The sequence below is a fragment of the Chrysiogenia bacterium genome (genome assembly GCA_020434085.1).
Taxonomy (GTDB): domain Bacteria; phylum JAGRBM01; class JAGRBM01; order JAGRBM01; family JAGRBM01; genus JAGRBM01.
Window position 1 is genome coordinate 1 of record JAGRBM010000257.1, and the last position, 20,066, is coordinate 20,066.

The following is a 20,066-nucleotide window of genomic DNA, read 5'->3' on the forward strand; positions in this document are numbered from 1 at the left end:
CGTCGTTCATGCGCAGGTCGGGCTTGGGATAGACCAGCACCACGCGGCCGAGCGTCCCGTCCTTTTCCCTGAGCTTGAGAAGCTGCTTTTCGGGAACGCGCTCGCAGTCTTCAGCCGAAGTGTCCTGCGCACTGCCATTCACCGCAAACTGGTCCTCGCAGATGGGTTTGAGGTTGAGGGTTTCGCGAATCTCTTCGATCTTCTCGCGCTGGCTCTGGCTCATCCAGCCGATGGGCTGGGTGTCGATGCGCTTCTTGATGCGCTCGATGACCTTGAGTTTGTCTTCCTGCTCTTCGGGCACCAGCGAGCCCAGCCACCACACGCGGTCGATGGTGCTGGTATCGCTCTCACGTTTTTTCTCGTAGGCGGCCGCCACATCGGCGCTCTGCTCCGCCGAATCGGTGAGCACCACCTGGGGCGCGCTGCCGCCCGAGCCGAAGGCGATCGTGCGAGCCTGAATGGCCCCGTTGATCTCCGGCGCGGTCCACATCTGGGCGCGCAGCTTGCCAAAATCGTATTCAAAGGGATCGGCCAGCAACCGCGCGGTGAACAGCACCGCCACCACCGTGAGCGCGACCGCCGTCCAGATGATCGGCTTGGGGTGGCGCTCGCAGAGCTCGGCTATTTGGCGGCTGCCCAGGTAGCCGTCGCTGACCTGCTCGTTGGTGAACTTGGTAACGAAGGGGCGGATGCGCTCGGAAAAGGCCAGCAGTGCCGGCACCAGCGCAAAGCAGCACGCCCAGCAGATGAGCATGCCGATGCCGCCCATGAAACCGAACTGGGAGAAGCCCTTGAACGCGGCGATGAGCAGCACGCCGTAGGCCACCGAAGTCGCCATGGCCGCCGTGAGCGTCGCACCGGCGGTATTTTCCGTGGCAACGAGGAGCGACTCGCGCGGGTCCTTCCCGCTGCGCCGTTCTTCGAGATATCTCGCCATGAAGATCAGCGAGAAGTTGATCCCGTTGCCGATGATGATGGAGCCCAGGAAGGCCGTCTGCTGGTTGAGATACCCGATGTGAAAATACGTGATGGCAAAGGTCCAACTGATCGCCACCAGCACGGAGATTCCCATGAACACCACGGGACGGAAACGGCGGAAATACAGAAAGATCACCAGGCATACCAGGAATATCGTGAGCCCTGCGGTCTGCACCGCCTCTTCGATGATCAGCCGGTACTGGAAGCGCCGCGAGTACAGACCGCCCCACTGGTAGAGTTCCATCTGCCCGGGCTCGAGGGAATCGAAGATTTCCTGCACCCTTGATTCAAAGCGGTCGGTGAACGAGAGCGAACCGCCGCTGACGGCCACCTCCACGCTGATCCCCAGGAAGGTCCCTGCCCGGTTGGTGATGTAGTCGTCGCGGTTTCGCGGCTGACTCATGTCGATGGTGGCGTTGTAGCTCTCGAAGATCTCGTCGACGGGGGCGGGTTTCTCGCTGAAATGGAAGCACCAGGGGCTCTCCTCGCAGCGCTCCCACGCCATGATTTCCTCGTTGCGCTCGCCCATCTCCACCATGACCCCCAGCGGGACCATGACCTCGAACTGGACGTTGTGGGCCGAGCCCTTGTAGCGCCGGCGGTATTTTTCCTCGATGTCCTCGGTCGTGAATTCGGGCTTGTCGTCGATCGAGACACAGAACGGACTCTTGTTGCACTTCTCCCAGGTGATGCGGCGCTTCAGGCGCTTGTCCACCTCTTTGAGGTCCGCAAGGTCGACGTAGAGGAACTTGTGCTCGTCAAAGAAGCGATCGTCGGCAGTGCGGCGATATTTGATCTCGCGAATGGAGAGTTCGTCCTTGTGCTTTTCCAGCTCGGCAACAAAGCGCTCGACAAAGGCCTTGTTCTTCTCGAAATCCTCGCCGCCGACGACGAGCTGCATCTCCGTCGCGCCGCCGTAGCGCTGTTTGAGCGTCTCGAAGTCCTGCTTGCTGCGATCGGAATCGGGAAGGAGCGTGGCAAAGTCGGTGCGCACGTCCTGGAAGAGAAGATAGGTGTAGTAACTGCTGAGCGCCGTGAGGGCGAAGACCACGGCAATGACGATGGCGTAGTGATCGTGGGACCAGCCCACCCATCGGACGAGCAATTCTCGCAGGCGCAGCCGCCAGGATGAATTGTCCTCGTTGGAGCGGGTCATGGCTGCCTCGAAGCGCGGGGTTCAGTGCGGGCGGGCCGCAACCCGGGTCTCCGAACTAGATGAGGCCGCGGCGCTGGCGAACCTGACGGAGCACGCGGTTGTATTCGATCTGCCACTCGGGCGTGCCTTCCTTGAGGTTGCGCATCTTGGTACGCACTTCCTTGTCCAGGTCGGCTTCGTTCACCATGTTGTCGCGGAAGATGTTGACGATCTTGCGCCGCAGGATGTTGTCGGCGACGTAGACCTCTTCAACGTGATCGGAAATCATGAAACTCTCGATGATCTGACCGGCCATCCAGAACAGGCCATCGTCACCGGTGGGGAACTTCTTTTCTTCGGCCAGCTCGCGCTTGGTCTTGGCGAACTCGCTGTAGCCCAGGCCGCGCGCCTCCATCAGCTCACGGGTCTCTTCGAGAAGCTCCGATTCCTGGCGCAGATACTCCCCCACGATGGCGCGGATGTCGAGCTCCACGTCGTCAACGGCGGTGCGTTCGACATCGATGTCACCGTCGGAGATCAGGCTGGAGACGATCTTGCTGGCGATAACGGGAATTCGGGATCGATAGAGTCGCATGGTTTTCTCGGTTCGTGCGGCAGCCTCTTTGGCCCGCTCGGGTGCGCCTGGCGCGGAGATCCCTTTCGGGCGAAAGGTAGCGCACTCTAGGCCGAGGCCGCCGGGTTGTCAAAATCCCCGGGCATTTCACGCACTTACCACCGACCCGGGGTTGCCAAGCCCCTCGCTTTCATGGGAAAATGAACGCCTAACATGAATGTCACCGGTCCGCAGGAGGGGATGGGCCGGATTATCCCACGCAAGCCAGAGAGGAGCAGCAAGAGCGCTGCCATGCCTTTGCCTTCCCAGAACATGCCCACGGCCTATTGTCCCGCCTGCGACGCCGACGTGGAGGTCTTCATCATCCTCGACAAGGGCTCGGAGGTGATGAATTGCGCGCGCTGCTCCCGCAAGCTCATCCCCGGCATGACCCGGGAGGATTACCAGAGCCTGCCCGCCCAGAAACGGGCGGCTGCCGACGCAGCAGCCGCCGCGGCCGCGGCCGAAGAACACGACAAGGAAGACGAATTCCTGGCCGAGCTGGCCTCGGTCATGGACACCCCTGCCCAGGCCGAAGCAGTCGAGGAGCTCCAGCCCGTCGAGGCGGAGGTCTACTACGACGGCGCGCTGGGCACCGTGCTGGTGGCCGACGATGAGAAGCTCGTGCGCAGCGTCATCGGCGAGATCTTTCTCGACCAGGGCGTCGCCAGCGAGATCGTCTACTGCGGCAACGGCGGCGAGGTGGTCAAGGAATTTACCAAGCTCGCAGGCCAACCCGTGGGCCTGCTCGTGCTCGATCTTGAAATGCCGATTCTCAACGGCCTGCAGACGGCCATGGCTGTGCGCAAGCTCGAACAGGCCAGGTCGCTGAGCCCCGTGCCCATTCTCTTTTTCTCCGGGCGCAAGCGTGAAAAGCGCCTCGACGAGGCCATGCGCAAGCTCGGCCCCTCGATGTACATGTTCAAGGGCGGCGACCACACCGACACCGATCCCCGGCACGTTCTTGCCGGCCGCGTGCGCAAGGTGGTCAAGCTGCTCATGCGCGAGATGCAACGGTGAGCGTTCCCGAGATCCACAAGCTGCGCCACCGCACGGTGGAGGTCTGGGCCCACGGGATCCTCTACAAGGGCGTTCTGGACGGGGTCGACGAGGAGAGCGTCTACCTCAAGGGCATCACCTGCTACCACACCATCCCGCTTGATCGCGTGACGGTCATCCGGCTTCCCGGCGAAGGGCGGTTCCAGCTTCGTCACCGCGCAAGCGGGCTGAGCGCCGAATTCTTTGCCTTTCAGCCTGGCGAGGAAGACGAAGTCGAATCCGAGTGGGATGCCTCCGACGCCCATGAGCCGCCGACCGCCCCGGCCGGGAATCCCGACCCCGAATCGGGGGATTGATCCACTTATACGCCGCGAGTAGCCTTGGAGGGTTGGAACTTCGGGGTACGGCCGGGCCTTTAAGAGCGTCGGGCCGTTTGGATGAGGGTATGGTTTCCGAGCAAGAGTCGATCTTTGGGCTGACCGCCGTGTGCTGCGCGACCGGGATTTACCTGGCCATCGCGCTGGTCCGGGCCGAGGCCCGGCGCCTTCGCGAGCCCACGGAGGCCGAAAAGCCCTACGCCAGCAATGAGCGCTTTCTGCGACGGCTGGTGGGTTCGCTGATCATCGGCGCCCTGATGGTGATGATTCTCTTTGGCGTCTACGCCATCGATTTTTCGGGCCGGCCCGTACTGGCGATTCTTTACTGGGGAAGTTTCTGCGCGCTGGTTCTGCTCATGATGTTCATCGGCCTGGTCGACCTGCTCGACACGCGACGCATCGCGCATCTTGAGCACAGCCGGGCCCTCCAGCGCCTCATCGAGGAGGCCCGCAAGGCCGAGGCACGCAGGGCGGGCGATCAGGCCCAACGACAATAAAGCGCATTGGGCTCCGCGGGGAGGAGCTGGGGGAGTTCATGGAAGTATTGCTGTCCATTGATCAGGGCACGACCGGCACGACCGTGCTCGCACTGACCGAGGACCTTCGGGTTCTGGGTCGCACCAACATCGAGTTCAAACAGATCTATCCGCGTCCGGGCTGGGTCGAACACGATCCCATGGAAATCTGGGATTCGGTCGTCAAGGCAAGCCGCACGGTGATCAACCAGCTTCCCTCGGGTGCCCGCGTCGATGGCATCGGCATCACCAACCAGCGCGAGACCGTGGTCCTGTGGGACCGCAAGACGCTTGAACCCGTCTGCAATGCCATCGTCTGGCAGGACCGGCGCACCGCGCCCGATTGCGAGCGCCTGCGCGCGGCCGGGCACGAAAAAGACATCCGCCGCATCTCGGGCCTGCTGCTCGATCCCTATTTCTCGGGAACCAAGGTGGCCTGGCTGCTCAAGAACGACTCGACGCTTGCCAAGCGCGCCCGCGAGGGGCACATCGCCTTCGGAACGATCGACTCGTGGCTCATCGCCAAACTCACCAATGGCGAATCCCATGTGACCGACTACACCAATGCGTCCAGGACGCTGTTCTTCAACATCCGCAAGCTGGCCTGGGACACCGATCTGCTCAAGCTCTTCAAGATCCCGGCCACCATCCTGCCCGAGGCACGCCCCAACGTGAGCGACTTCGGCTGGACAAAGGGCGCGGGCTTCGTCAAGGACGGCACGCCCATTACCGGCGTCGCGGGCGACCAGCAGTCGGCCCTCTTCGGGCAGGCCTGCTTTGAGGTCGGCGCGGCCAAGAGCACCTACGGCACCGGCGCCTTCGTGCTGATGAACACGGGCGACAAGCCCATTCGCAGCAAGTCCCGCATGCTCACCACCGTGGCGTGGAATCTCGACGGCAAGAAGACGACCTACGCCCTCGAAGGCTCGGCCTTCATCGCCGGCGGCGCGGTGCAGTGGATTCGCGACGGCCTGGGCCTGATCAATGCCGCGCGCGAGATCGAGGCGCTCGCCAACGAAGTGCCCGACTCGGGTGAGGTGGTCTTTGTCCCCGCCCTCTCGGGCCTTGGCGCCCCTCACTGGAATCCCGACGCCCGCGGCCTGATCTGCGGAATCACCGGCGGCACCACCCGCGCGCACATCGCGCGCGCCACCCTCGAGGGCATCGCCTTCCAGGTGGCCGACCTGCTCACCGCCATGGAGGCCGACTCCAAGATCAAGCTCAAGGAGATCAAGGTCGATGGCGGCGCATGCGCGAACAACCTGCTCATGCAGTTCCAGTCCGACATCGTCGGTCGCAAGGTCGTGCGCCCCGAAATGATCGAGACCACGGCGCTGGGCGCCGCCTTCCTGGCGGGCATCGGCATCGGCATGTGGAAGGACACCAGCGCGGTCAAGAAGCTCTGGAAGCAGGACAAGGTGTTTACGCCCAAGTTCTCCGCCAGAGAGCGCAACACGCGCCTGGAACGCTGGCACAACGCGGCCAGGCGCGCCTAGGACGCGGGACACCGGCGCTTTTCGGCAAGCGATCGAGCGTCTACAAAACCTCTCGTAACTTCCCATCGCGCACGTGCACCTGCACGTGCGCGTGTACGAGGACTCTCCGTGACACTACGCGAACAACTCGAAGCCGACGGCGCAACCATCATCGAGCGCGCGGGCGTGCCCGTCGCAATCGACTTTGGCGAGAGCGCGGCCGAGGTGCGCGCCGCCCGCGAGGGCGCCGCGCTCTTCGATCTCTCCCATCGCCGCCTGCTGGAGGTAAGCGACGAGGATCGCGAGCGCTTCCTCTCGGGCATGGTCACCCAGGAAATCAAGAACCTCGCCCCCGGGCAGGGCGTCTACACGCTCATCTGCAATGTGATGGGCAAGGTGCTCGCCGACTGCCGCGTGTGGGTTGAAGCCGAACACTACCTCGTCGAGTCCGATCCCGAGGTGGCGCCAAAGGTCTTCGAGACCCTCGATCACTACATCATCGCCGACTACGTCGAGCTCGAAGACTGCTCGGAGCGCTACAGCATCCTGCACCTGACCGGAGCCAAAGCGGCCGAGGTAACCGGCTCGCTGGGCATCGCGCTTCCGGTCAAGCAGAGCACACTCGAAGAAGTGGATATTGACGGCCAGCGCGTGCGCGTTGCCCAGGTCGAGCGGCTCGGCCAGAGCGGCATCGACCTGTGGTGCTCTCGCGAGGGTGCATTCAAAGTCTGGGGCGCGCTCAAGGACGCGGGCGCCCATCCCGCCGGCGAGAGCGCGTGGAACCTGCTGCTTCTCGAAAACGGCCTGCCCCGCTACGGCACCGACTTCACCGACGCCAACCTCCCCCAGGAGGCCGGGCTCTTCAAGGCCTTCTCCACGACCAAGGGCTGCTACATCGGGCAGGAAGTCATCTGCAAGATCCAGAGCTACGCCCACGTGAGCAAGCACCTGGTGGGGCTCGAAATTGAAGGCGACATCCCGCCCGCGGGCGCCAGCCTCCAGGTCGGCGGCAAGGAGGCCGGCACGCTCACCCAGGCGGCGGCCTCCCCCACGCTGGGAACCGCCATCGGGCTGGGCTATGTGAGGCACGCCCTCTTTGAGGGCGAGAATCCCCCCGCCGAAGTGGAAATCACCTGGGAGGGCGGCGCCGCCAAGGCCAGGACGCACGTGGGGGCCTTTGTGGAGGGGTAGAGGATATTTGCCCCTCAGAGGCAACTTCGCCCCACCTGCCACCGCGACAATTCGACAGCCTAACCATCATCTGACCGTGCACGAGCACGTGCACGTGCTCGTGCACGGTGAGAAACTTGGAGCTTCGCGACCCCAGTTGACACACATGGCCGTTTTGGCCTGCGGCGCAATCTCTTGATCCTCCTTATTTGATTCCCGCCCCCGCCTGACCTACATAGGGGCCGCATCAGGATTCGGAGCGGTCACTTGAGGGCGGCCTCCCCGAGAACCCCTCCGAGAGGCTGCCGCTTCGTGCTCCACTACTTCCGAGACTTCAAACGCCTGAGCTTCAAGCAGATTGTCATTGTCTGGGTCGTGCTGTTCGTCTTTTTGGTGGGCGGCGGCATGGTGCTCGATGCCTTCCGGCCCGACCATCTGCTCTTCATCTTCACCCTGGGCATCATGGCCAGCCTGCTGCTCGGCAAGAGCCGCTCGCGCCAGTTCCTCAAGGACTGGACGCCGTGGTTTGCCTTCTGGCTGGCCTACGACATGCTGCGCGGCGTGGCCGACCAGGTCCGCCAGATCAACATCCAGAACGTCTACGACTTCGAGCACGCCCTCTTTGGCTGGGCCTTCCCCAGCAGCGCCTTCTCCCAGGACGTGTGGGACCGCGTGTTCGTGAAATCCCACCAGTGGGTGGGCTACCTGCAGGAACACATGGTTCCGCCGCTGTGGTTCCAGGGATTCAAGATCGCCCACGAGGGCGCCTGGTATGTGGCCACCCTCGACGCGATCACCGGCACCTTCTACAGCATCCACTTCTTCATCCCGTGGATCCTGGCCGCGCTGTTCTGGGGCGTGCGCAATGATCGCAAGATGTTCTTCCGCTACACCTACGCCATTGCGATTCTCAATGCCCTGGCACTGATTACCTTCGTGATCTTTCCGGCAGCGCCGCCCTGGTATGTGCTGGGTTACGGATTCCATCAGCCCGGCAATGAGTTCCTCGTGCAGGGCGCGGCCGGCGGCATGGTCAAGCTCGACCGCCTGTTGGGCATCGAGTTCTTCGCCAAGGTCTGGACCAACATGAATCCCAACCGCTTCGCGGCGGTCCCCTCGCTCCACGGCGGGCACTCGCTCATCGTTGCGATCTTCGCCACCATCGGCCTCAAGCACTGGGGCAAGAAGCGCTACCTGTTCTGGATCTACCCGGTGGGCATGTGGTTCTCGGCCTTCTACCTGAACCACCACTACATCATCGATCCCCTGCTGGCGAGCGTGTACATCGGGATCGGCATCCTGATTACCGAAAAGCTCGTCTACCCCCACTGGATTCGCAAATACCTGCTCGATCGCGAGGAACTCTCCCCCGAAGAACAGGCCCAACTACCCCCGCTGCCCGAACCGCCCGACCACGACGAGAACGCCCCGCCCACGCCCGAAGGGGCGTGAGCGATGGGCTGGGCAAGCCAAGCCTCTACCGGCATCCCGTAGGGGTTTGGTTTACCCAACCCATGTATGAACCGCCTGTGCGCGGTTCTCTCATTTCCCGATACAGAATTCCCCGAAGATGAGCCCGAGGATCTCGTCGCTGGTGGTCTCACCGGCGATTTCGGCGAGGTCTTCGAGCGCGGCGCGCAGTTCGATGCTGGCGAGCTCGGGGGCCTGCTGCTCGCGCAGCAGCGCGGCGGCGCGGGTGAGGTGATCGGCCGCGGCGCCCACCGAGGCGCGGTGGCGCTCGCGGGTAAGCAGGACGCGCTCGCCCTCGTCTTCGCGGCCCAGGCGGCTGGCCAGCAGCGCGCGCAGCTCGGCGAGGCCCTCGCCGGTGGCCACGGAGATCGCCGCGTCCGAGCCATCCACCGGCGCGGCGCCGTGCAGGTCCATCTTGTTGCTCACCACGATGAGCCTGGGGTCGCGCGCCGCGATGAGCGCGCGCGATTCCTCGCAGAGGGGCATGCTGGCATCGACGAGCAGGAGGAGCAGATCGGCCTCTTCAATGGCCTTGCGTGAGAGCGCCACGCCCACCCCCTCGACGCCGCCGGCCTCGCGAAGACCCGCCGTGTCAACCAGGCGCACGGGGAAGCCCTCGATCTCGCACCACTCTTCGAGCCTGTCGCGCGTCGTGCCCGGCTCGCCGTGGACGATGGCGCGGTCCTCGGAAAGCAGCGCGTTGAACAGGCTCGACTTGCCCGCGTTGGGCGCACCAACAAGCGCGACCCGCGCCCCCTCGCGCAGCAACCTGCCCGTTCGGTAGCCGATCATCAGCTCTTCGAGCGCCGCGCGTACGCGCTCAATCTCCGCGGCGGCGGCCTCGAGCCCCGGCGCGCCGGCGTCCTCTTCAACGAAGTCGATTTCCACTTCGACGTGGGCCAGCGCGCGGCGAAGGGATTGCCCCAGCTCCCCGATCTTTTCCGAGAGCGTCCCGCGTAGCACTTCGAGCGCCTGCCGCCGCGCGCGATCGGTGCGCGCGGCGATGAGGTCGGCAACGGCCTCGGCCTGTGCCAGATCGATACGGCCATTCAAGTACGCGCGCTCGGTGAACTCACCCGGACGCGCCTGCCGGGCGCCGGCGCTCATGGCCAGGGCAACAATGCGCGAGAGAATGAGGGGCGAGCCGTGGGCCTGAATCTCGGCCACGTCCTCACCCGTGTAGGAATGCGGCCCGCGCATGAGCGCAGCCATCACTTCATCGACTGAATCACCCGAGTCCGGGTCGATCACGCGGCCCGGGTAGAGCCGGTGGCTCTCAAGCGACTCGACCTTCGCGTTGGGAACGAAAAGCGTGGCGAGAATGCCCGCCGCCTCCGGGCCCGAAAGCCGCACCACGCCGATGCCGCCCATGCCCGGGGCGGTGGCGATGGCGACAATGGTGCTCTGTGACTCGTGCATGGCGGCTCACTTCCGGCCCTCGTGATAGAGCCCATTGCCCTGCCGCGGCAAGGGCCCGGCACTTCGGATTTCCCCCAGGAAATGCCGCGCCGCGGCGGCGCGGGGGCCGCGCCCTGCCCTTCGCGGGGATTCTCCCAACAATTTCAATAGCTTGAACCGGTGGAAGAGAGCGCCCCACTCGGGTAGACTTGGGCAGTTGGCGCCCGCACGGAGCCCAGGGGATGGGTCCGTACCGTGAGGGTGCGCCCCGGGCGCCACAAAGAGCCGGATGAAACGAAGAAACATCGAAGAGCTGCGCGAGCAAGACCTCGCTGACGGCACCTATTTGATCGCACGAAAATCCCTGGCCACCACCAAGCACGGAAAGCCCTACCTGAAGGTCAAACTCCAGGACCGCACGGGCGAACTTGAAGCACGGGTCTGGGACAATGCCGACGCGATCAGCGCCCAGTTCAACGAGGGCGAAGTCGCGCGCGTGCGCGGCACGGTGGAGTCTTTTGCCGGCACGCTGCAGGCCAAGCTCGACGACATCCGCGCCGTCCCGGCCGAGGACGTCGACCCCAGCGCCTTCCTACCCGTCACCCGCCACAGCGTCGAGGAAATGTGGGACCGCCTGCAAGCGGTGATCGAGGACATGCGCGACCCGTGGGTCAAGAAAGTCCTGCGCAAGATCTTTGACGATGAAGACCTGCAGGCGCGCTTCAAGCGCGCGCCCGCCGCCATGGGCATTCACCACCCGTGGATCGGCGGGCTTCTCGAACACGTGCTGAGCCTGGTCTACCTGGCCAAGCGCGTGTGCCCCCACTACCCGCACATCGATGAAGACCAGGTGGTTTTCGGCGCAATCATGCACGACCTCGGCAAGATCTATGAGCTGAGCTACGAGACGAGCTTCAACTACACCGACGAGGGGCGCCTGGTGGGCCACCTGGTTACCGGCGCGATTCTTACCGACCGCGCTGTGCGCGAGCTCGAGGGATTCCCGCGCGAGCTGGAGCTGCGGCTCAAGCACATCCTGCTGGCTCACCACGGCACCTACGAGTTCGGCTCCCCCAAGATTCCCCAGACCCTCGAGGCCGAGCTCCTGCACCGGCTCGACGACATGGATTCCAAGATTACGACCATGACCCAGTATCTGGAGAAGGGCTCCAGCGACGGGAGCAACTGGACCGAGTATGCGCGCTCCATGGGCCGCTCCTTCTTCATCGGCGAGAAAGGCCCGATCCAATGGGCCGATCACGTGGTGGAGCTTCCCGCCGAGGGCGGCGCCGCGCAGGCAACGCCGCCTCCCAAGGCGGACAAGCAAACCAAACCGGCACCTGTCAGCGAAAAGAGCGCAAGCAAGAACAAGGCTGCCGGCACGCCGGCAGGGGGCGACGACACCCTCGACCTGTTCGGCCGCCGGCGCGGATCGAACTAGCCGGGAAGCGTTTCAGAGGCGATGGAACCAAACCCCCAGGCACAAAGCGAAGCACCGAGCGCAACTCCGGCGTTCGGCCGCTATCGCATTGTCAAAAAGATCGCTTCGGGCGGTATGGGAGAGATCTATCTGGCCTCGCTTGAGCGCGAGGAAGGTTTTTCCAAGCAGGTCGTCATCAAGAAGCTCCTGCCCTCGCTCTCGCGCAATCCCGCCTTCGTTTCCATGTTCAACAACGAGGCACGGCTCGCGGCCCAGCTCTCGCACACCAACGTCATCCAGATCTTCGACTTCGGCCGGATGGAAGACACCCAGTTCATCGCCATGGAATGGGTGCACGGCGAGAACCTGGGCGACGTGCTCAGCGCGGCGAAGGAACGCAAGGCGCCCATTCCGCTCCGCGTGGCGCTCGACGTGGCGCTCGGCGTGCTGCGCGGTCTGGACTACGCCCACCGCAAGCTGGGCCCCAAGGGCGAGCGCCTCGACCTCATCCACCGCGACATCGCTCCCAAGAACATCCTGCTCTCCTACGAAGGAGACGTGAAGATCATCGACTTCGGCCTGGCCAAGGCCGCTGCCGCTTCCGACGCCACCGAGGGCGGCGCCCTCAAGGGCTCCTACTGCTACATGTCGCCCGAGCAGGTTGGCGGGCGCGCCATGGACGCGCGCTCGGATCTCTTCTCGATCGCGCTCGTGCTCTTCGAAATGATCCGCGGCGAGCGCCTCTATCCGGCCGAGCTTGGCCTGCGCCCGCTGCTCGAAGCCATACACAAGGGCGACCTCTCCCACTGGACCGACAAGGGACGCGACCCCTTCGGCGAGCTGCCCGGCGGCCTGGGACAGATTCTCCAGAAGGCGCTGGCAAAAGAACCGGCGGCGCGTTTCCAGACCGCGCGTGAATTCATCGAGGCACTCGAGGGTTTCATTCGCGAAAGCAATGGCTCACTGCCCGAGGGATCGGTGCGCGAGTATCTGCATGCGCTCTATTCTGAAAAGATCGCGAGTGACACGCCCAGCGCCGCCAGCGAGGCGGGCTTCGACCGCACGCGCGTGAACTCGGGCGCCCAGCAGGCGCTCGCCCAGGCGAGCGCGCAGGAACAGGCCAAGACCAGGCGGCGCAGCAGCCGCGCGAGCAGCCTGCTGTTCAACCTGCTGGCGCTGACCATCATCGTGGCGATTGTCGCCGGCGGCGGCATTCTGGCCTACCACTTCTGGTGGAAACCCGCGCAGATCGCCAAGACGCTGGGCGCGGTGCGCATCGTCACCGACCCGCCCGACGCAACGATTCTCTATGACGGAAAGCCGCTGAGCCTGACCAGCCCGGCAACCATCGAGCGATTCCCCGTCGGCAGCGAGCACGTCATCCGCGTCGAGAAAACCGGCTACCAGCCCATGGAACGCCGCGTGGGACTCGACAAGGGCGGCGGCGCGCCGGTGCTCCAGCAGTTCACCCTCGCCCGCTCGGTGGGACAGGTGTTCCTGACCACCAACCCGCCCGGCGCGACGGTAAAACTCGATGGCACGCAACTGGCCGGCAAGACGCCCGTGCTGCTCGAGCAAGTCGAAGTCGGCGTCGAGCACTCGCTGGAGATCACGCTGGATAAACACCGCGACGAACCCATCAACTTTGTGATCGAGTCGCCCGATCGCACCCAGCGCTTCACCCTCGACATGGTGCCGCTGCGCGCGGGGCTCTCCATCAACAGCCGCCCGCGCGGCGTGCCCGTATTCATCAACGGCGAGCGCCGGGGCAAAACGCCATTCAATACGACCCATGTGGAGATCGGCGAGAAACTCTCGGTGCGCCTGAAAAAAGCGGGTTACGCCGGTGAAGTTCAGAACCTCACGGTCAAGAGCGGTCCCAACAACCTGAACTTCAATCTCGAACCGCTCGTAGTGGAAACGCGCCTTCGCTCGAAGGGCGCGGTCGAGGTGCTGCTCAACGACAAGGCCGTGCCGAGCAACCCCATTCGCCTGAGCGTGGGCAACCACCTCATCCGCGTGCGCGTCAAAGATGCCGACGAGGAGTTCCGCCTGCGCATCAAGGTGCATGAGCACGCGCGGCGCCCCAACGGTCTGGTGCTCGAAGCCAATGCCGACGCGCGTCCATGGGCGAAGGTCAAAACCGAGTCCGGCAAGAAGAGCAGCGACGAGCTGACCACGCCCGTCTCGGGCATCGTCTTCGGCAAGGGGCCCGGCCGCCTGCTCGCCGCCCTGCCCGGCGGCGCCCGGCTGGAGCTGAGTTTCGAAGTTCCGTAGGCAATGCGCCGCCTTTGCCTCGACCCGTCTCGCCAGCCCAACCTGTTCAACACATCACATCCGTCGTGAGGTGCTCGTGCTCGATAAATCGCATCGAGCACGAGCACGTCCACGTCTACGATCACGACATTTGAAGGGGCTTGAAGCCAAAACGGCTTACGGGAATAGGAAGGAAGGTTTTACGCCTCCAGCATCTTCTCGGCGACTTCCTGAATCTTGGCGATGTGGGCGGGTTTGCCCAGGTAGAAGTCGGCACCAAAGCGCTGGGCGATCTGGACGAGTTCCTGGTCGGATTTTGCGGAGAAAATAACGATCTTCGAGTGCTGGTTGATTCCGCCCGAGCGTACCCGGCGGCAGACTTCGAGCCCGTCGACCTTGGGCATCATGATGTCGAGGAAGATGAGGTCGAAGCGCTCATCGGCAAGCAGCTCGAGCGCGGCCTCCGGGTCGGCGGCGGTGACGACCTCATGGCCGAGCGCCTTGAGCGTTTTACGCATGATGAGCAGCGTTTCTGCCGCGTCATCAACAGCCAGAATTCGAGCCATGTCGGTGTACCCCGATCGTGCCCTCAAAGCACTCAAATTGTCCCCGCAACTCCCTGATTTTGCAGGATTCTGGAGAAATACACAAGCTTGGGCCCAAAGCGACGCCCATCTTGACTGTACCCGCCCGGTCGGGCTTACTGGGCTCCCTGCGCGCAGAAAGCGCGCGGAAGAAGACGGGAAACCGGTTCAAGCCATGGCCACGAAGAAGAAAAAGAGCGCGAAGAGCGCCGCTGCAAAGCCCGCGAAGAAGGGCAAGCTCTGGGGCGGACGCTTTGAGGGCGGCACCGACGCCTCGGTAGAGCAGTTCACCGAATCGGTGAGCTTTGACCAGCGGCTCGCGCCCTTCGATATCCGGGGATCCATGGCCCACGCGCGGATGCTCGGACGGCAGAAGATTATCCCCCAGGCCGACGCGGCGAAGATCGTGAAGGGGCTCCAGGGCGTTCTCGCGCGGATCGAGGCCGGCAAGTTCGACTTCGACCCGGCGCTCGAGGATGTCCACATGAACGTGGAGTCCGCGCTCACCGAGGCCATCGGCCCGGTGGGCGGTAAGCTCCACACCGGACGCTCGCGCAACGACCAGGTGGCCACCGCCACCCGGCTCTGGCAGCGCGCGCAGATCGACGCCACCGCGCTGGCCTTTGAAAAGCTCATCGGCACGATTCTCAAGATCTCCGAGAAGGAAACCGAGACCATCCTGCCCGGCTACACCCACCTGCAGCGGGCGCAGCCGGTCACCCTGGCCCACCACCTGCTGGCCTACGCGCAGATGTTCGCCCGGGATCTCGAACGCCTTGGCGAGGTGCGTGCGCGCACCAACGTCCTGCCGCTGGGATCGGGCGCGCTCTCGGGCTCGTCCCTGCCCCTCGACCGGGCGGGCGTCGCCAAGGAGCTGGGCTTTGCCGCGCTCACGCAGAACTCGCTCGATGCGGTCAGTGACCGGGACTACCAGTTCGAGTTCCTGAGCGCCGCGACGCTCTCGGGCCTGCACCTCTCGCGGCTGTGCGAAGAGCTCGTTCTGTGGTCGAGCGCCGAGTTCGGTTTCGTTCAGATGAGCGATGCCTTCACGACCGGCAGCTCGCTCATGCCCCAGAAGCGAAACCCCGATGTGGCCGAGATCATTCGCGGCAAGAGCGGCCGGCTCGCCGGCAACCTCGTCTCGCTGCTCACGATGGTGAAGGGACTGCCACTCTCGTACAACCGCGACATGCAGGAGGACAAGGAGCGGCTCTTCGACAGCGCCGACACCTGGCTGGCCTGCGTGCAGCTCACCGAGAAGATGCTGCGGGCGACCAAGTTCAATCGAAAGAAGATGGCCGAGGCCGCGGCCGACCCGATGCTGCTGGCCACAGAGCTGGCCGACTACCTGGTACGCAAGGGCCTGCCCTTCCGGCAGGCGCACGAGGTGGTCGGAAAGCTCGTTGCCGCGTGCGAGAAGCAAAACAAGACGCTGGTTGACTTCACGCCGGGTGAACTTAAGAATTTCTGTGAGCTTTTCGGTGCCGACGCGCCGGGAGTGCTCGACGCCCGTGCGGCAGTGGGTGCCCGCACGCTGGTGGGCGGACCCGCCCCCAAAGCGGTCGCCCGGCAGATGAAAGAGCTTCAGAAGGTTCTCGCCAAACCCCGTCCCTGGCGCTGAGAACCCGTTTCAAACACAGGCAATTTAAGAACAGGCACAACGATTCTATGGAAGCATTCACCTACATCAATGGGGAGCTCTGCTGCGAAGAGGTTCCCCTGAGCAAGATCGCCGAATCGGCGGACACCCCCTTCTACGTCTATTCGAAGGCCAAGCTGCTCGACTCCTTCGAGTCCTTCAACAACGCCTTCGGGGAAGTCCCCCACAAGGTCTGCTTCTCGACGAAGGCGAACGGCAACCTGGCCGTGCTCCACACGCTGGTGAGCGCCGGCGCGGGGCTCGACATCGTCTCGGGCGGCGAGCTCTATCGCGGGCTCAAGGCCGGCGCCGATCCCAAGAAGGTCGTCTATTCGGGCGTGGGCAAGCGCCGCTCGGAGATCGAGTACGCCCTCAAGACCGGCATCATGATGTTCAACGTCGAGTCGCAGGCTGAACTCGATGTGATCGACGAAGTGGCCGGACGCCTCAACACCAAGGCTCCCATCGCGCTGCGCGTGAACCCGGACGTCGATCCCAAGACACATCCCTATATCTCGACGGGCCTCAAGACCGCGAAGTTCGGCATCCCCATGGACGAGGCGGTCGATGAGTACAAGCGCGCCATGGGCCTCAAGCACATCGAGGTCGTGGGCGTCGATTGCCACATCGGCTCGCAGCTCACCACCATCGAGCCCTTCGTGGAGGCGATCCGCCGCCTGCGCCCGCTCATCGAGGAACTCAAGAGCATCGGCGCGCCCATCAAGTATCTCGACCTGGGCGGCGGCCTGGGCATTCGTTACAACGAAGAGAATCCGCCGAGCATGGAAGAGTATGCGAAGGCCGTGATCGACAACACGAAGGATCTGGGCCTGGAGCTCGTCTTCGAGCCCGGGCGCTCGATCGCCGGCAACGCCGGCGCGCTCATCACCCGCGCCCTGTATAACAAGACCAACGAGGACAAGAAGTTCACCATCGTCGACGCGGCGATGAACGACCTCATTCGTCCGATGCTCTACAAGAGCTACCACAACATCGTTCCGGTGACCGAGCCCACCAGCTCCGAACGGGCCGTGGTGGACCTCGTTGGCCCGATCTGCGAGACCGGCGACTGCTTTGGCGGCGAGCGCGAGCTGCCGCTCATCGACCGGGGCGAACTGGTCGCGATTCTCTCGGCCGGCGCCTACGGCTACACCATGGCGTCCAACTACAACGCCCGGCCCCGCCCGGCCGAGGTCATGGTCAGCGGCGGTCGCTACGAAATCGTGCGAAAACGCGAGACCTACGAAGACCTGCTCCGGGGCGAGAGCATTTCGAAATTCTGAGAGCCTGACGCCGCGCCGTGGACGTGGACGTGGACGTGGACGTGGACGTGGACGTGGACGTGGACGAAGAATCACGCCAGCCCGCGCCGGTCAATCCCCCGCTGTCCTTCGGACAGCGGGCCTAATCCGTCCACGTCCACGCGAGACGTCCATGAAAACCGGAACTCAGAACCGGGTAGCCTCTGAACTCCGCCCCATTGACTCCCCCAGCCCCCCATGGCCAAATGGGGCGCCTGAGCGCCGTTTCCCGAGGGAGCGGCGCAAGGACCGTGAAACCATGAACGAATTGCGATTTACCAAGATGCACGGCACCGGAAACGACTTCGTTTTCGTCGACGCCCGCGAGTTTTCGGACGCCGAGCTCGAGACCATCCGCCAGGACGCGGCCGCCATCTGCGACCGCCGTTTCGGCGCGGGCTGCGACCAGCTTCTGCTGCTGCTTCCCGCCACCCAGGGCGGCGATTTCCGCATGGGAATCTTCAACGCCGATGGTTCCGAAGTCGAAATGTGCGGCAACGGCATCCGCTGCCTGGCCCGGTACGTGGCCGACCACAAGCTCAGCGCCAAGGAAGTCCTCGACATCGAGACCGGCGGCGGCCTGATCCGCCCGCGCATCGTCGATGGCCTCGTAGAAGTGGACATGGGCGAGCCCATTCTCGAAGGTGAGAAGATCCCCACCACCGGCAAGGGCAGGATCGTCAACCACCCGCTCGAAGCGGCCGGGAAGAGCTGGCCCGTGACCTGCGTGTCCATGGGCAATCCCCACTGCGTCACCTATGTGGACGACGTGGACGCCCTCGACCTGCAGAAGATCGGCCCCGATTTCGAGCACAACGCCTTTTTTCCCAACCGCGTGAACACCGAGTTCGTGCAGGTTCTTGCGCCCGGCCACGTCAAGCAGCGCACCTACGAGCGCGGCTCTGGCGAGACGCTCGCCTGCGGCACCGGCGCCAGCGCCGTGTGTGTGGCCGGTGTGCTCACCGGAAAGAGCGCGCGCGAGGTGCGCATCGACCTGCGCGGCGGCACGCTGCAACTGCGCTGGGATGAACAAAGCAATCACGTCTACATGACCGGCCCGGCCGCGAGCGTTTACGAGGCAACCCTCGATCTCGACGCCGCGCGAAATCGCTGAGGCGGGGGAAGTTCAACCATGGGTATTCAATTGCAGGGAGCGCTCTCGGCGATCATCACGCCGTTCTCGGGCGGACAGATTGACGAGGGAGCACTTCGCGCGCTCATCGACTGGCAGATCGAGCAGGGCGTGAGCGGCATCGTCCCCACCGGCACCACCGGTGAGAGCGCCACGCTCAGTCACGAAGAACACCGCCGGGTCGTCGAGATCGTCGTCGACCAGGCAAAGGGACGCGTCCCCGTTGTTGCGGGCACGGGTTCGAACAACACAGCCGAGGCCGTCAGCCTGACAAAGCACGCGAAGGACTCGGGCGCCGCGGCATCGCTGCAGATCTCGCCCTACTACAACAAGCCCACCCAGGAAGGGCTCTATCGCCACTTCGCCACCATCGCCGAAGAAGCGGACCTGCCCATCCTGCTCTACAACATCCCGGGCCGCACCTCGATCCTCATCGCGCCGGAAACGACCATTCGCCTGGCGAAGGTCACCAACGTGATCGGCATCAAGGAAGCCACCGGCAGCATGGACTACACCAGCGAGGTCCTCGCCGCGCTGGGCCCGGACAACTTCATCGTCCTCTCGGGTGACGATTCGCTCACGCTGCCGCTCATGGCCATCGGTGCAAAGGGCACGATCACCGCCAGCGCGAACGTGATTCCAAATCAGATGAGCGAGATCTGCCGGCTCTGCCTGGCGGGTGATTTCGCCGCCGCGCGCGAAATTCACCTGAAGGTCTTCGATCTGATCAAGACACTCTTCTGCGAGACCAACCCGATTCCGGTCAAGACCGGCGTCGAGCTGCTCGGCCGCGGCAAGGCCGAGTTCAGGCTGCCGCTCACGCCCATGAGCGATACCGGCCGCGCGCGCCTTGAAACAGAAATGAAGAAACTCGGCCTAATCGGCTAAAGTATCAAATCCGGGCGGGCCGAATCAGCTCGCCCGTTCGTCCTGAGTGCGGCGCAACGCGCCGCGTATCGAAGGGCGATCGACAGCCCGAGAGTTCATAGCCCCGCTTGCCCTTCGATACGCCGCTGCGCGGCTACTCAGGACGAACGGGAAGAAAATTTCGGGCATCAAGAGTCCAGGCCGCACAAGCGGCACGAGAGGGAAACCATGAGCCACAACCTTCGTATCGCCGTCTGCGGCGCCGCCGGCCGGATGGGCCGCCAGATCATGCAACTGATTCTCGACGCGCCCGACCTCACCCTCTCGGGCGCGATCGAGTACGCCACCCACCCCGACATCGACAAGGACGTGGGCATCCTGCTCGGACGCGGCGAGATCGGCCAGCCGCTCGAATCCAACGTCGAACACGTGGCCGCGGCCTCCGACGTGGTGATCGATTTCTCCCACGCCGACGTGACCCTCGAAGTCGCGCGCGCCGTCGCCGGCCAGAAGAAGGCGCTTGTCATCGGCACCACCGGCCACGAGGACATGAAGCGCGAGGAGATCCTCGAGGAAGCCTCCGACATCCCGCTCGTCTGGGCGCCCAACATGTCGGTCGGCGTCACCCTGATGTTCGGGCTGGCGGCCAAGGCTGCCCAGATTCTCGGCGAGGACTACGACATTGAAGTGGTCGAGATGCACCACCGCCACAAGAAGGACGCCCCCTCGGGCACGGC

The 20,066-nt window shown here is 64.2% G+C and carries 17 protein-coding genes; 13 read left to right on the plus strand and 4 right to left on the minus strand.

The features are described from left to right. Together KDH09_08425 and KDH09_08430 are read right to left on the minus strand one after the other, a co-directional pair. The coding region (locus tag KDH09_08425) for an MMPL family transporter (GenBank protein ID MCB0219703.1) at nt 1-2,134 on the minus strand (2,134 nt) is incomplete at its 3' end. Between the two features lie 55 nt (nt 2,135-2,189). After that, entirely contained in the window at nt 2,190-2,708 is a 519-nt protein-coding gene (locus KDH09_08430) for a DUF507 family protein (protein MCB0219704.1), read from the minus strand. Nucleotides 2,709-2,978: 270 nt separating this feature from the next. On the opposite strand from KDH09_08430, the gene KDH09_08435 reads away from it, so the two are divergent. The 6 genes from KDH09_08435 (at nt 2,979) to KDH09_08460 (ending at nt 8,714) form a co-directional block, all read left to right on the plus strand. Continuing rightward, a complete protein-coding gene (locus tag KDH09_08435; protein MCB0219705.1) occupies nt 2,979-3,746 on the plus strand; it encodes a response regulator in 768 nt (255 codons plus the stop codon). Further along, complete coding sequence (locus KDH09_08440; protein ID MCB0219706.1) at nt 3,743-4,081, plus strand: hypothetical protein; 339 nt, start codon at nt 3,743-3,745, stop codon at nt 4,079-4,081. The genes KDH09_08435 and KDH09_08440 overlap by 4 nt, the downstream gene beginning before the upstream one ends. Before the next feature lie 89 nt (nt 4,082-4,170). Continuing rightward, entirely contained in the window at nt 4,171-4,599 is a 429-nt protein-coding gene (locus tag KDH09_08445) for a hypothetical protein (GenBank protein ID MCB0219707.1), read from the plus strand. A gap of 38 nt (nt 4,600-4,637) precedes the next feature. After that, on the plus strand, nt 4,638-6,113 hold the full coding sequence (gene glpK / locus KDH09_08450) for a glycerol kinase GlpK (GenBank protein ID MCB0219708.1): 1,476 nt from the start codon (nt 4,638-4,640) through the stop codon (nt 6,111-6,113). A 108-nt stretch (nt 6,114-6,221) separates the two neighbouring features. Continuing rightward, nucleotides 6,222-7,283: a folate-binding protein YgfZ gene (locus tag KDH09_08455; GenBank protein MCB0219709.1), complete on the plus strand. Its 1,062-nt coding sequence runs from the start codon at nt 6,222-6,224 to the stop codon at nt 7,281-7,283. A 291-nt stretch (nt 7,284-7,574) separates the two neighbouring features. Then, nucleotides 7,575-8,714 carry an inositol phosphorylceramide synthase gene (locus KDH09_08460; protein ID MCB0219710.1) on the plus strand — a complete coding sequence of 380 codons (1,140 nt, stop codon included), beginning with the start codon at nt 7,575-7,577 and terminating at the stop codon, nt 8,712-8,714. A gap of 90 nt (nt 8,715-8,804) precedes the next feature. Here KDH09_08460 and mnmE read toward each other — a convergent pair whose 3' ends face one another. Then, a complete protein-coding gene (gene mnmE / locus KDH09_08465) occupies nt 8,805-10,151 on the minus strand; it encodes a tRNA uridine-5-carboxymethylaminomethyl(34) synthesis GTPase MnmE (protein MCB0219711.1) in 1,347 nt (448 codons plus the stop codon). Between the two features lie 268 nt (nt 10,152-10,419). On the opposite strand from mnmE, the gene KDH09_08470 reads away from it, so the two are divergent. After that, a complete protein-coding gene (locus KDH09_08470) occupies nt 10,420-11,571 on the plus strand; it encodes an HD domain-containing protein (GenBank protein MCB0219712.1) in 1,152 nt (383 codons plus the stop codon). Nucleotides 11,572-11,592: 21 nt separating this feature from the next. Next, nucleotides 11,593-13,827: a serine/threonine protein kinase gene (locus tag KDH09_08475; GenBank protein MCB0219713.1), complete on the plus strand. Its 2,235-nt coding sequence runs from the start codon at nt 11,593-11,595 to the stop codon at nt 13,825-13,827. A gap of 179 nt (nt 13,828-14,006) precedes the next feature. Here the strand turns inward: KDH09_08475 and KDH09_08480 are convergent, their stop codons facing one another. Further along, nucleotides 14,007-14,372 carry a response regulator gene (locus KDH09_08480; protein MCB0219714.1) on the minus strand — a complete coding sequence of 122 codons (366 nt, stop codon included), beginning with the start codon at nt 14,370-14,372 and terminating at the stop codon, nt 14,007-14,009. A gap of 193 nt (nt 14,373-14,565) precedes the next feature. Between KDH09_08480 and argH the strand changes: the two genes are divergently transcribed. From argH to dapB, 5 genes are all read left to right on the plus strand, one after another. Next, nucleotides 14,566-16,011 (plus strand): argininosuccinate lyase, encoded by a 1,446-nt coding sequence (gene argH / locus KDH09_08485; GenBank protein ID MCB0219715.1) that lies wholly within the window; start codon nt 14,566-14,568, stop codon nt 16,009-16,011. Between the two features lie 47 nt (nt 16,012-16,058). After that, entirely contained in the window at nt 16,059-17,312 is a 1,254-nt protein-coding gene (gene lysA, locus KDH09_08490) for a diaminopimelate decarboxylase (protein MCB0219716.1), read from the plus strand. A gap of 277 nt (nt 17,313-17,589) precedes the next feature. Beyond that, a complete protein-coding gene (locus KDH09_08495; protein MCB0219717.1) occupies nt 17,590-18,444 on the plus strand; it encodes a diaminopimelate epimerase in 855 nt (284 codons plus the stop codon). A gap of 24 nt (nt 18,445-18,468) precedes the next feature. Next, nucleotides 18,469-19,350: a 4-hydroxy-tetrahydrodipicolinate synthase gene (locus tag KDH09_08500; protein MCB0219718.1), complete on the plus strand. Its 882-nt coding sequence runs from the start codon at nt 18,469-18,471 to the stop codon at nt 19,348-19,350. Between the two features lie 207 nt (nt 19,351-19,557). Next, nucleotides 19,558-20,066: 4-hydroxy-tetrahydrodipicolinate reductase (gene dapB, locus KDH09_08505; GenBank protein ID MCB0219719.1), on the plus strand; the 509-nt coding region annotated here is incomplete at its 3' end.

What these genes read in the sequence shown, in the direction of transcription:
- KDH09_08430 (MCB0219704.1), bottom strand. Translation starts at nt 2,708, where the DNA reads ATGCGACTCTATCGATCCCGAATTCCCGTTATCGCCAGCAAGATCGTC.
- KDH09_08435 (MCB0219705.1), top strand. Translation starts at nt 2,979, where the DNA reads ATGCCTTTGCCTTCCCAGAACATGCCCACGGCCTATTGTCCCGCCTGC.
- KDH09_08445 (MCB0219707.1), top strand. Translation starts at nt 4,171, where the DNA reads ATGGTTTCCGAGCAAGAGTCGATCTTTGGGCTGACCGCCGTGTGCTGC.
- glpK (MCB0219708.1), top strand. Translation starts at nt 4,638, where the DNA reads ATGGAAGTATTGCTGTCCATTGATCAGGGCACGACCGGCACGACCGTG.
- mnmE (MCB0219711.1), bottom strand. Translation starts at nt 10,151, where the DNA reads ATGCACGAGTCACAGAGCACCATTGTCGCCATCGCCACCGCCCCGGGC.
- KDH09_08470 (MCB0219712.1), top strand. Translation starts at nt 10,420, where the DNA reads ATGAAACGAAGAAACATCGAAGAGCTGCGCGAGCAAGACCTCGCTGAC.
- KDH09_08475 (MCB0219713.1), top strand. Translation starts at nt 11,593, where the DNA reads ATGGAACCAAACCCCCAGGCACAAAGCGAAGCACCGAGCGCAACTCCG.
- KDH09_08480 (MCB0219714.1), bottom strand. Translation starts at nt 14,372, where the DNA reads ATGGCTCGAATTCTGGCTGTTGATGACGCGGCAGAAACGCTGCTCATC.
- argH (MCB0219715.1), top strand. Translation starts at nt 14,566, where the DNA reads ATGGCCACGAAGAAGAAAAAGAGCGCGAAGAGCGCCGCTGCAAAGCCC.
- lysA (MCB0219716.1), top strand. Translation starts at nt 16,059, where the DNA reads ATGGAAGCATTCACCTACATCAATGGGGAGCTCTGCTGCGAAGAGGTT.
- KDH09_08495 (MCB0219717.1), top strand. Translation starts at nt 17,590, where the DNA reads ATGAACGAATTGCGATTTACCAAGATGCACGGCACCGGAAACGACTTC.